We start from the raw sequence: 12146 nt of genomic DNA, 5'->3' as shown, positions 1-12146 counted from the left end.
ATCCCTGCGGTCGGCGGGCCAGCAGGCGATGCCGACCACGGGGATGAGGTGAAGAACGGGGAACGGATTGGATAAGAGTTCGGGCGAGGCGGTACTGCGTGAGCGACTTCAGACCGGGTTTCTCGGACTTATCGCCTTTGGACTGCTGCTGTTCATGCTGGTTCAGGCGCGCTTCATCCTGATCTCGCTGGCCATCGCGATCATCCTGTTCTCACTGACATCGGACGCGATCTTTGCCATCTCGTCACGGCTGAAGGTGCCGAAATGGCTGGGCACGACGCTGGCGCTGATCGGCATCACGCTGGCCTTGCTGTGGCTGTCCACGACCATCGTCACGCAGATCAACGAAGTAGTCATCATCTCGATCACCTACGCCGAACAGGCACAGGCCGCATTGCCCAGCCTGACCGAACGTCTGGGCCCCGAGGTCCAGGAACGGATTCTGACGGCGATTGCAAATTTCAACATCACCGGCTGGATCAGATCGCTTGCCGGGCAGGCATCCGGACTGCTGTCGGGCAGCGTGCTGGTGATCCTGTTCGTCGGCTTCATGTTCGCCGAACAAGTCTGGTTCCCCACCAAGATCGAACGTCTGACGGGCGACCCCGAAAAGGCGTTGCAGGTTCGAAGGATCATCGCGTCGATCATGCACAGGGTAAACCGCTATCTTGTGGTCAAGACGGCGGTCAGCGCGGTCACGGCCAGCGCGGTCTGGGCGATTTTCCGGTTTTCCGGGCTGGAACTAGCGGGCGCTGTCGCGCTGCTGACCTTCATTCTCAACTTCATCCCGTCGGTCGGCTCGATCATCGCCACCGTCATCACAGCGATACTTGCCTTCGTCCTAAGCGGCGATACGACGCTGACCTTGCTGGTCGCGGTCGCCTGCACGCTGGTGCAGTTCATCATCGGCAATGTGCTGGACCCGATGCTTCTGGGGCAGACGCTGCGGCTGTCCAGCTTCGGCATCATCCTCAGCCTGGCGTTCTGGGGGGCCGTATGGGGGGTGCCGGGAATGTTTCTGGCGGTGCCGATCATGGTCGCGCTGATGATCGTCTGCGCGCATATCCCGTGGCTAAGGCCGGTCGCGGTCCTGTTGTCGCGCGAAGGCTTGCCCGATGACGGCAGCAGCGACGATGCACCGCCCGCCCCGCCCTCGTCGCTGGCGGCCTGAGCGCCGGCGTCCAAATAGGCGGTTGATGCGCCATGTCCCGGCTTGCTATCCAATGCAGATAGATAACCGATAATCCGCGATCGGCGGAAGGAACGGGCAGATGAGTTTTCCATATCCTGCGCTGCGCAGCGCTGTGCTGCTTGGCTGCGTCGCCACCACCGTGCTGACAGGCTGCGGCATGCCGGGGCGGCATTCCGAAGTCGAATGCATGCAACGGGCGATGTATTTCGAATCCAACCGATCAAGCCGGGATGGCATGATCGCCGTCGGCAGCGTGGTGATGAACCGCGTCAGGTCTTCTCAGTTTCCCGACACGGTCTGCGGCGTCGTTGCCCAGAAAAACCAGTTCGCGCCGGGCGTGATGCGTCGAAAGATGAACGACCGTTCCGTGCCTCTGGTCCGCGAGGCAGCGACCGCCGTCATGCGAGGAGAGCGTCATCCGTTGGTCGGCAACGCCACCTTCTTTCATACGGCGGGCTACAGCTTCCCCTATGACAACATGCACTATGTTCTGGTGACCGGCGGAAACGCCTTCTACGAAAAACGCAAAAGCCATCTTGTCACTCGTCCTGTGCCGCCCCGCGCGATCGAGGGGCTGACGCGGGGGCGCTGACACCTCGGGCTCGCGCAAAATGGCGGGACCGGCCTACCGGTCCCCGCCACCTTCACCGCCGCCACTGTCGGGCCCGGCATCGCCGCCATCCGCGTCGTCGAAGGCGATCCGCGGATCTTTCACGGTCGCAGGCTCACCGGCAGGCCGCTTCTCGAACGCAACTGGCTGGTTTTCGGTATCATCCTCCGGTCCGGACTTCGGCCCGGCCTTTTCGCCGCGCAAAGCTTCGGGGTTGCGCAACCAGATATCACGCTGAGCGAACGGGATCTCGACCCCCTCGGCTGCGAACCTCTCGGCGATCTGGTGACAGACCTCTGACGTGACGCCCAGGCCTGCGGTCACGTCCGACAGGACTGCGCGGATCTCGAAATCAAGGCTGTCCGCGCCGAAACCGCGAAACAGCACCGCGGGCGGCGGGTCGATGGTCACGATCGGCTGGTCTTCGATGATCTCGGTCAGGATGCGTTCCACCTTGCGGGTGTCCGACCCATAGGCCACGCCGATCGGAATGATGATCCGACCTGTCTGATTGTGGCGGGTCCAGTTGGTGACCGGCTGGCTGATCAGATCGCTGTTGGGAACGATCACCTCGGTCTTGTCGAAGGTTTCCACCTGCGTCGAACGAACCGAGATGCGCTTGACGATGCCCTGCTGACCGCCCGCGCTGATCCAGTCGCCGACACTGATCGGGCGTTCGATCAGCAGGATGATGCCCGAAACGAAGTTCGAGACGATGTTCTGCATGCCAAAGCCGATGCCGACACCCAGAGCACCGGCAATGAATGCCAGCGACGACAGGTCGATCCCCGCCGAAGTGATCGCCAGAAGACCGGCCAGAAAGATCCCCACATATCCAAGCCCCGACACCACCGCGTTCTGCCCGCCCGCATCCAGCCGCGTCTTGGGCAGAACCGAACTGCGCAAGGCGCTCTGCACGCCCCGTGTCACCATGTAGCCGATGCCGAAAACCAGCAGGAACGCCAGCACACCACCCGGCGAGATGGTGATGCCACTGACGCTGAAACCGCGTTCGAACGTGCCCCAGTATTCGGCCAGATCGGTGCGCCGCGCGCCCCAGATCACCATGAAGAGCGGGATCGACAGGATCACCAGCGCAAAGCCGATCAGCAGCGGGCCCAGCCCGTCGCGCGCGCCCTCTTCGCCGCGCTTTACCATGTTGAAGAAGTCGGCAATGAAATCCTGAAGCAGGATCAGAAGGCCGATCAGTGCCAGTGTCAGCGTCCAAGGCCAGACCAGCATGTTCGCGAGGTTGATGAACCCCAGCGCACCGATCAGCACGGCGATCACCACGACGATACGGGTCAGCAACCCGGCCACCGACAGGGTCTTGTGGCGATAGGTCTGATTGGCCCCCGCGGCACCGTGCTTCAGCGTGCGCAGCGCCTTGCCCAACCGGAACAGCGCCACCGCCGCGCCGACAAGCAGCACATAGTGCCAGACCGAGACCGCCCCCTGGTTGATCTCCAGCGGCACCCGCATGACCGGATCGCCGATCCGCTCGTAGATACCCGAAAGCGGCAGGACGCCGCGGGACAGAACGTGATGGATTGCAAACACGGCAGCCAGCGATGTCGTCATCCGCCGCGCCCGCTGCCGCGGCCGGTCTTCCATGTTCAGGGTTTCGTAGTTGATCACCCTGGCCGGAAACAGTTGCCGCGCCAGCCAGCCACCACCGAACAGGATCACCCCCGCGGCAGGCAGCGCATCCAGAAACGGCAGCGTCCATTCGCCCGGCAAACCGGTGGCCTTGATCGCGCGGATGGCAAGATATAGCCCGACCATCGGCAGAATGATCTGCCCCAGCGACACGATGAAGGCCACCACCGCACGCGAGTGTTCGGACGCGCGCGCAGACATGCGCGATGGCAGCGACTGCACCCATGAACGGCCATAGGTCAGCAGGAACAGCGCAACGACCAGATAGGCAACCGCCTGCGGCAGTCGGGGACGCAGCCGCGGCCAAACCTCGCTGTCGGCCAGTTGACCGACCTCGCCACCGACACCCTCGCCCAGTTTCAGCGCATCGGTCATCGCCACGCCCCAGCTTGAGGGGGCAAGCGGCGATGGCGACAGCGTGGCAAGTTCGATCGCCTGCCGGGCGTCGGTGATCTCATCGATCTGCTTGACCAGCGCATCGGCGCGGCTGAATGCCTCGACCGCCTTCAGCCGTGGGGCCTGCAGCGTCGAAAGCTGCTCCTGCAATTCGCTGCGTCGCGCGGCGACGTCTTCGTCCTCGCTTTTGCCTTCGGCCGGTGCCGGTCCCAAGGCGTCCAGCTGTTCCTTGACGGTCGAAATCCGGCCCGAATTGGTGTTCTGCGCCTGCTGGAACTTGCCGCGCCAATCCACGACGGCGGCACGCGTGGTCGCCAATTGTTCGTCCGTCGTCTCTTCGTCGCCCGTCAGTTCTTCGGCCTGTGTGGCGAGCTTCTCCCATGCCGCGTAGTCCGGTCCGCCTTCGACCTGAGCCGCCAGCGGCGAAGCAACCAGAAACAGGACCGTCAACCAGACGGCAAGCAATGCGCGCGACATGCATTGGTCCTTTCTAGTCTTCGAAAACCTCGGGCAGCTCGGGCGCAGCGCCGGTCATCCAGCCCGGAACAGGCAGCCCCTTGGCACGCAGGAATTCGGGATTGAACAGCTTGGTCTGATACCGATTGCCGTAGTCGCACAGGATCGTGACGATGGTGTGGCCCGGCCCCATCTCACGCGCCATCCGGATAGCGCCGGCGACATTGATGCCCGACGATCCGCCAAGGCACAGCCCCTCGTGCTCCAGCAGATCGAACACGATCGGCAACGCCTCGCTGTCGGGAATGCGCCATGCCATGTCCGGCGTGAAGCCTTCCAGATTGGCGGTGATCCGGCCCTGGCCGATCCCCTCGGTGATCGAACTCCCGGGGCTGTCAAACTCTCCGGTCGTGTAAAAGCTGTAAAGCGCCGCACCCTCGGGGTCGGCCAGGCCGATCTTGACCCCGCGCGGCTGCAGCGCCATCGCCACGCCCGCCAATGTGCCGCCCGAGCCGACTGCGCAGGTAAACCCGTCCACCTTCCCGGCGGTCTGGTCCCAGATCTCGGGACCGGTGGTTTCCAGATGCGCTTGGCGGTTGGCGGTGTTGTCGAACTGGTTCGCCCAGATCGCACCGTTGGGTTCGGTCATCGCCAGCGCCTCGGCCAGTCGTCCGGAATAGCGGACATAGTTGTTAGGGTTGCGATAGGGCGCCGCGGGTACCTCGACCAGCGTCGCGCCGGCAAGACGCAGCATGTCCTTTTTTTCCTGACTCTGCGTTTCCGGGATCACGATGACGCTGCGAAACCCCAGCGACGCGCCGACCAGCGCCAGCCCGATCCCGGTGTTGCCGGCCGTACCCTCGACAATGGTGCCGCCGGGCTTCAGTTCGCCGCGCGCCACGGCGTCGCGGATGATGTACAGCGCCGCGCGATCCTTGACCGATTGCCCGGGATTCAGGAACTCCGCCTTGCCCAGAATTTCACAGCCCGTCTCTTCGCTGGCGCGGTTCAGGCGGATCAGTGGCGTGTTGCCGATCGCATCGGACAGATCAGAACAGATTCGCATGGCGATCGACCTTCTGTGGGGACGGGTTCAATGTTCGGAATACCTACACATGGCGGCCATCATTGGGCAACCCCGCGCCGCCTGCGGGGCCACGTCACGAAGTCGACAATTCCTTCATCAGATCCCGGTGCTGCCGGTCCAGCCAAAGCGACAGCATCGCCAGCGGTCCGTTGGTGATCTGACCATCCCGGACCATCGCGGACAGATCGGACCGGTCGATCAGATGACCGCGAATATCCTCGACCTCGGCATCAAGCCCGTTCACACCTGCAGAGCCGTCCGGCAGATCGGCAATGCCGAGATACAGATACAGGAACTCCGTCACGGCGCCCGGACTGGGATAGTGGTGGACCGCCGGAAACAAACGGCCGAGCCGCAGATCCGCTTCTTCCAGCGCCTCGCGCCGGGCAGCATCCTCGACGCTTTCGCCCGCGTCGATACGACCAGCGATCGGTTCCAGCAGCCAGGGCTGGGGATCGTGGCGCAGCGCCGGGCCGACGCGGAACTGTTCGATCACCAGCAGGCGGTCGCGCACTGGATCCCAGGGCAGCACGACGACGGCGTCCCCCATCACGAACCCTTCGCGCGTGATGGCAGGCGTGAACCCGCCCGCATGGGTGCGATGCGACAGATCCCAGACATCCACGGCAAAGAATCCCGCATAGGGCTGGCGACGTTCGATCAACCGCAGATCATCGCCCATGCGCGGCGGAACGAGAGTGCCCCCCGAACGCGGCCCCTCTGCCGCCCGCAAACGGCTTTCGGCCCAGACCGCGATCATCGGCAGCCGCGCCGCGATCTGTGCCGCAGGCAGAAGATCCTGCAGTGACACGATTTCGCGCGCGATCGCCGCAGCCAGATCGTCCGGCCAATCCTGATCCGACCATGGCGCTGCCTCGTTCTGCCCGGAACGAACTCCCCTGATCTGTCCGTCCGGATGATCGACCGCAGGCAGTCCCATGACATCGGCGTAGAACCGCAGTTCGCGGGTCGGAACCGCCCGCAGCACTGGCACCGCACCGCCATCGGATCGCAATACCGGCCAATCTTCCGCGTCAATCCCCGCGCGCTGGCCGCCGATCAGTGTTCCCAGCACCGTCTCGGGCGGCCCCTCAGCCGTCAGCCCCAGCGCAGCCAGCATCTTCGGGGTGGCCAGCGGACCGGCAAGCTGTACAGCCCGGCTCAAAGGTCGCGCCCCTGCATCTGCGCCGCCGCAGCGGTCCCCAGATCGCGAGAGGTCTGCAAAAACAGCGCGTCGAAACCCGCGAACAAGACCGCCGACAGCGACTGCCCCGCGTCAGAGCCCGCAAATTCGATGTAACGCTCTAGCTCATCATCGCTCAGCGGCGAATACGCCAGCATCAGATAGGCCTCCATCCAGCCAAGCGTCTCGGCCCGCAGGCTGGGTTCCTGAGACCAGGCGTCGGCCAGCATCTGTTCCTCTGTCATCGCCATGTCGAACCCGCCAGCCTGCGCGAAGCCCTGCGAGAACGCCACTGCCGCGTTCATCCCAGCGGCGACGTTGGGTCCGACCAGATCGGCATCCTCGATCAGCCGGCCGATCTGTTCGACCCTCGGATCGCTGTGGCTGGCCGCCTTCGAGAACGCCTGGCGCGCATCCTCTTCGACCGCCGGATCAAGCATCGCAAGCCGTGCCGATGTCTCAAGCCGGATCAACCGCTGACCAAGCGTGGTGCGATAGAAATCCAGTGCCATCGAGATCTGCGGATCGGGCAAATCGGACAGGTCCCCCTGCACGCCACGACGAAACAGGGACTCGAGGCGGGCAGGATCATGGATCTGCGCCACGCGATCACGCCATCCGGCCTCGCGCCCGTGCGCGAACATCTCGCTCCGCATCGATTCGGCCTCGATCAGCGCCTCGTCGCGTAGCAACGGCATCAACGCCTCCATCCCCATCACGTCCCACAGCTGAGACACAACTTGCTGTCGGCCTCGCGCAGCATCGGCGTTGGCGGTCGGCGCCGCGATGGCCGGGACGAGGGCGACCTGGGACGCCAGCAGCGCCGCGATCAGAAAAAACATGCGTGACATGGCCGGGCCTTTCACCAAGGGAATGGTTTTTTTTCGATCAACCCCCCTTGCACTTCAACCCCTACCCTTCTAAATCCCCGCCTCACCACCCAAAAGCGCGGAGAGGTGCCGGAGTGGTCGAACGGGGCGGTCTCGAAAACCGTTGAGCCTGCAAGGGTTCCGTGGGTTCGAATCCCACCCTCTCCGCCATTCATCCATTGATCTGCAAAAATTGCCTTATGCGCCTCCTGCCGTTGATGGATGGCTCGCCCCTTACAGGGATGGCGAGACGACATCAGGCTTTTAGCGGGTTGCGGGGCTTCAAGCGAAAATAGCGTCCCGCAGATTCTGTGATTGGGTACGTTCCGACGTCCGGAAGCCATGAATGCTGACCCTGCTGGCCGCATCCGCCGATGCTCTCGCCTGCTCCGATCCGGTAGAGGTGATGAACCCGGCGAATGCCGGGTTCTTCGGTTGCCGTATATGAGACCGCGACACGCAATATGCGCGGCCAATTCGGAGGCTTGTGTTCAGCCTCCCAAAGCGATGCCCTCGCGGCGAGGGTCGGCTCCGCCGGACAGCCCCTCGGGTGTGATCGCGATTCCGTGCAGCCCTGATGTCAGGTCGGTTTCGTTGACCTCGAAGCCCAGATCGGTCAGCGGCTGCGTCAGGGCCGCCGCGTCCGTGCCGGCCTCGACATCCATCGGGCCAAAGCGGTTCACGACATTCGGCAATGCGATCGCCTGCTGAACATCCAGCCCCCAGTCGAGATGGCCGATGATTGCCTTGGCGACATAGCCGATGATCCGGCTGCCGCCGGGCGAACCGATGACCAGAACCGGGCGATCATCCTTCATCACGATGCTAGGGGCCATCGAAGACCGCGGCCGCTTGCCCGGCTCCAACCGGTTGGCGATGGGATAGCCCGCAGCGTCATGGGTCTCGAAGCTGAAATCGGTCAGTTCGTTGTTTAGCAGAAAGCCCTGCGTGAACAGGCGCGAACCAAAGCCGTTCTCGATGGTTGTCGTCATCGACAGCGCGTTTCCGTCAGCATCCACGATCGAGATATGCGAGGTCGAAGGGAATTCGATCGCGCTGTCCTGGCCCCACAGCATCGCGTGGCTCCAACCCGGCGATCCGGCACTGACCTCGGGCAGCGCGTCGTCACCCGACAGCAGCTTGCCACGTTCGGAGAGATAGTCAGGCGCAACCAACCCCTCGGTCGGCACGGGAACGAAATCGCTGTCGGCCATGTAGCGGCCGCGATCCGCGAAGGCCAGCCGCGAGGCATCGCCGATCAGCCGCCAGCTTTCGGGGCTCTCGGCGCCAAGCGCGGCAAGGTCATACCCGCCCAGCATGCCCAGAATCTGCCCCACGGTCAGCGCCCCCGAGGACGGCGGCCCCATACCGCAAATGTCGTGGTCGCGATACTCGGCACAGACGGCTGGCCGTTCGATGACGCGATATCGCGCCAGATCCTCGGCCGACAGCAGACCGGGATTGCCCTCGGCGCTGCGCACTGTGTCGACGATCCCCTCGGCGATCTCGCCCTTGTAGAACGCGTCGCTTCCTTCGGCCGCAAGCCGCCGCAACACATGGGCATAGTCGGAATTGCGCAGTGTGGCGCCAGAGGCAATGGCAGTGCCGTCCGGAAAGAAATAAGCCTTGGTCGCCGGGAACCGGCCCAGCCTGTCGCTGTCCTCTGCCACAAGCCCGGCAAGACGCGGAGACACCTCGAATCCATCCTCGGCCAGCTTGATCGCGTCCTCGAACAGGCTGCCCCAGTTCGCTTTCCCCCAACGCCGATGCGCCGCTTCCAGCAACGCGGGCGTGCCAGGCGTACCGACGGAACGCCCGCCGACGACCGCATCAAAGAACTCCAGCGGCTCGCCATTCTCATCCTGGAAATAGGTCGGTGTCGCCGCCAATGGTGCGGTCTCGCGGGCATCCAGCGTCGTCAGCTTGCCGCTTTTGGCATCGTACCAGACCAGAAACGCTCCACCGCCGAGGCCCGAGCTTTGCGGTTCAACCAGGCCAAGAACGGTCTGCACCGCCACCATCGCATCGGCTGCACTGCCGCCCTGTTCCAGAATCCTTGCGCCCGCTTCGACCGCCAGCGGATTGGCCGCCGCGACCATCCAGTTCTGCGCGGTGACCGGCTTGCCCTCGGATTTCGATGTCAGCGCATCGCGGGCACCCTGGCTTAGTCCGGCGAACGCGGTTTCGCCCGCGGCCTCGCTGGAAATCTCGGGGGCGATGTCATCGGTGGCCTGTTGTGCCACCACCGGCGCGGCCCACGCGCCGCCCGCCAGCAACGCAACCGCAACGCTTTTCCGTTTCATCGTAACCTCCATTGATGCTCAAATGAGGTCAGTCTGTCCCCTGCAACCAAAACGCGCAAGCGCGCAACGCGATGCAGATGAAGCGACCCGCCCGACGCACGGCGTCGGGCAGCGCCCGGCAATCCGGGTGCCCGGTGACGGGTCATCGCGCGGAACGGCGCAACGGGCACAATGTCGGGCGCTTGCACCGCCGGGCGCAAGGCGCCCGGCAACCCGTGAACAGCCCCGCCTAGCGGGCCGCCTCTCGTGCCTTCTCAAGCTCGGGCAGGAAGCGGTTGGTATAGTCTTCGCGGATCAGCGGGCCCGCATGGCGATGCAGGATCCGACCTTCGCCATCAATGATGAAGGTCTCGGGCGGGGCGGTCACGCCCCAGTCGATGGCAGCACGACCACTTGGATCCGTGGCCAGTGCCCGGAACGGATCGCCGTGTTCGTCGAGGAATTCGGTCGCGTTCGACGGCGGGTCCTTCAGATCGATGCCATAGACCGGCATTTCGTGCGACAAGCTTGTCAGCGTCGGATGTTCGGCTCGGCAGGGCGGACACCAGCTGGCCCAGAAATTGACCAGCTTCACACCGGGTGCACGCAGCATGTCGTCGGTCAGCTGGGTCCGGCCGGGCAAGGTCGTCGCCGGCACGGTCGGCGCCTCGCGCCCGATCAGCGCCGAGGGCAGCGCATCGGGATCATCACGCCCCATGCCCCACAGAAACATCCCGGCAATCGCGGCAAAAGCCAGCGGCGGCAGCGCGACAAGCGGCGAAAGCCTAGCCATTCGTCCTGCCCTCCTGCCGGTGCAGATCGTTTCGCGCGCGCGCGTTGGCGGCGACGCTGTGCCAGACGATTCCCGCCAGCAGCAATACCGATACGCCATAAGCCGCCAGCACGGTGCCAGCGTATTTCCCAAGTTCGATCATCCGCGAATCTCCCTAGCCTGCAGCGCGGCCAGGCGCCGCCTGCGAATTTCTGTCCGGGTCCGGATCAGCAGCAGCGCCAGGAACAGCAGCAGGAAGCCCAGCATCGACAGGTATAGCGGATAGCGATAGACCGCGCTCATCCGTTCGCCGGGGGCGACGGACAGGCTGGCGCCCTGATGCAGCCCCTGGTTCCAGAACAGCACCGCATATCGGCTAAGCAGCGCGAAGACCGACCCGACAAGGCACAAAACACCGGTCAGGTCCGCGGCGCTGTCAGGATCCTCGATTGCGGACCACAGCGCAATATAGCCGACATAGAACAGGAACAGGATCAGGAAGCTGGTCAGCCGCGGATCCCATTCCCACCAGCTGCCCCACATCGGCTGGCCCCAGATCGCGCCGGTCGCCAGCGCGATTAGCGTCATCACAGCGCCGACCGGCGCTGCGGCCTTGGCCGCCAGGGCGCTGACATGATGACGACGGATCAGCCAGATCAGGGAGGTGACCAGCATCATCACCCAGATATTGATCGCCATCATCGCCGCCGGCACATGCAGGAAGACGATCTTGACGGTCGCGCCCTGCTTGTAGTCCAGCGGCGTCAGGAAGCCCCAGACGACACCACCGACCGTACACAGCACGGCCCCGACAACGACCCACGGCAGGATCGCGCCGGACAGGCGCATGAACTTGACGGGGTTTGCGTATTCCCAGATCGACATATGTGTTCCCTAGCGGTGGCGCGGGCAAGGCTCAAGTCACATCAGCGCAGGTTCACGCGCAACGCGGCGGCGGCGGCAAAGGGAACCAGCGCGATCACGCCCGCGGTGATGCCTGCCAGAAACAGCATCGGCGTCGCAGGATCGCCGCCTTCGGCCCCGCGACGAACGACCTCGGTCCCGAAGATCAGGGTCGGAATATACAAGGGCAGCACCAGTAGCGACAGCAGCAGGCCACCGCGCCGGAGGCCGACGGTAATGGCCGCGCCAAACGCGCCGAGCATAGACAGTGCCGGCGTGCCGACCAGCAGCGAGGCGATCAGCCACGGCGTCGCCGCACCGGGCAGGTGCAGCAGCAATCCGAAGACCGGCGCGGCCACGATCAGCGGCAGACCCGAGGTGATCCAGTGGGCAAGTGCCTTGACCGCGACGACGCCTTCCAGCGGGATCGGCGCGGTGGCCAGAAGATCCATGCTGCCATCCTCGTGATCCAGCGCAAAGATCCGGTCCAGCGACAGAAGACAGGCCAGAAGCGCACCGACCCAGAGAATACCGGGTCCGATCGGACGCAAGGCGCCGGTATCGGGTCCGACGCCGAACGGCACCAGCGCGCAGAGGATCAGGAAGAACGCGACGGCCAGTCCGAACCCGCCGCCCGCCCGCGTGGCAAGCGCGAGATCGCGTTTCAGAAGCGCCAGCACCACTGCCCCCCCACGCTTGCCGGCACTGCGTTGCCGGCGGTGGCGAAGCGCCCTGGA

General features: G+C 64.5%; 11 protein-coding genes and 1 tRNA gene. 3 read left to right on the top strand and 9 right to left on the bottom strand.

From position 1 onward, the window contains the following. The first annotated feature begins 67 nt into the window (after positions 1-67). Both MU516_RS03265 and MU516_RS03260 read left to right on the top strand, forming a co-directional pair. Positions 68-1171, top strand: coding sequence for an AI-2E family transporter (locus MU516_RS03265; protein ID WP_260275774.1), 1104 nt, complete (start codon positions 68-70; stop codon positions 1169-1171). Positions 1172-1271: 100 nt separating this feature from the next. After that, entirely contained in the window at positions 1272-1784 is a 513-nt protein-coding gene (locus MU516_RS03260; RefSeq protein WP_260275773.1) for a cell wall hydrolase, read from the top strand. 33 nt (positions 1785-1817) lie between these two features. On the opposite strand, the gene MU516_RS03255 is transcribed toward MU516_RS03260, so the two are convergent. The 4 genes from MU516_RS03255 to MU516_RS03240 all read right to left on the bottom strand — a co-directional run bounded on the left by MU516_RS03255 (position 1818) and on the right by MU516_RS03240 (position 7434). Further along, positions 1818-4334: a DUF3772 domain-containing protein gene (locus tag MU516_RS03255; protein WP_260275772.1), complete on the bottom strand. Its 2517-nt coding sequence runs from the start codon at positions 4332-4334 to the stop codon at positions 1818-1820. Positions 4335-4347: 13 nt separating this feature from the next. Next, complete coding sequence (locus tag MU516_RS03250) at positions 4348-5379, bottom strand: cysteine synthase A (RefSeq protein ID WP_260275771.1); 1032 nt, start codon at positions 5377-5379, stop codon at positions 4348-4350. Positions 5380-5473: 94 nt separating this feature from the next. Beyond that, on the bottom strand, positions 5474-6565 hold the full coding sequence (locus MU516_RS03245; RefSeq protein ID WP_260275770.1) for an NUDIX domain-containing protein: 1092 nt from the start codon (positions 6563-6565) through the stop codon (positions 5474-5476). Beyond that, positions 6562-7434 (bottom strand): hypothetical protein, encoded by an 873-nt coding sequence (locus MU516_RS03240; protein WP_260275769.1) that lies wholly within the window; start codon positions 7432-7434, stop codon positions 6562-6564. The genes MU516_RS03245 and MU516_RS03240 overlap by 4 nt, the downstream gene beginning before the upstream one ends. A 99-nt stretch (positions 7435-7533) precedes the next feature. On the opposite strand from MU516_RS03240, the gene MU516_RS03235 reads away from it, so the two are divergent. Next, a tRNA-Ser gene (locus tag MU516_RS03235) sits at positions 7534-7623 on the top strand. Positions 7624-7943: 320 nt separating this feature from the next. Here the strand turns inward: MU516_RS03235 and ggt are convergent. From ggt to ccmB, 5 genes are all read right to left on the bottom strand, one after another. Further along, complete coding sequence (gene ggt, locus MU516_RS03230; protein ID WP_260275768.1) at positions 7944-9755, bottom strand: gamma-glutamyltransferase; 1812 nt, start codon at positions 9753-9755, stop codon at positions 7944-7946. A 229-nt stretch (positions 9756-9984) separates the two neighbouring features. Next, complete coding sequence (locus tag MU516_RS03225; RefSeq protein WP_209056348.1) at positions 9985-10527, bottom strand: DsbE family thiol:disulfide interchange protein; 543 nt, start codon at positions 10525-10527, stop codon at positions 9985-9987. Beyond that, positions 10520-10669, bottom strand: a complete 150-nt coding sequence (gene ccmD / locus MU516_RS03220; protein ID WP_209056347.1) for a heme exporter protein CcmD — start codon at positions 10667-10669, stop codon at positions 10520-10522. Before ccmD ends, MU516_RS03225 begins: the two co-directional genes overlap by 8 nt. After that, positions 10666-11391, bottom strand: a complete 726-nt coding sequence (gene ccmC, locus MU516_RS03215; RefSeq protein WP_260275767.1) for a heme ABC transporter permease CcmC — start codon at positions 11389-11391, stop codon at positions 10666-10668. Before ccmC ends, ccmD begins: the two co-directional genes overlap by 4 nt. A 41-nt stretch (positions 11392-11432) precedes the next feature. Next, a complete protein-coding gene (gene ccmB, locus MU516_RS03210) occupies positions 11433-12089 on the bottom strand; it encodes a heme exporter protein CcmB (protein ID WP_260275766.1) in 657 nt (218 codons plus the stop codon). Between the last annotated feature and the right edge of the window lie 57 nt (positions 12090-12146).

The sequence above is a fragment of the Paracoccus maritimus genome (genome assembly GCF_025195095.1).
GTDB classification, from domain to species: domain Bacteria; phylum Pseudomonadota; class Alphaproteobacteria; order Rhodobacterales; family Rhodobacteraceae; genus Paracoccus; species Paracoccus maritimus.
This window is presented reverse-complemented; position numbering and strand designations above follow the sequence as displayed.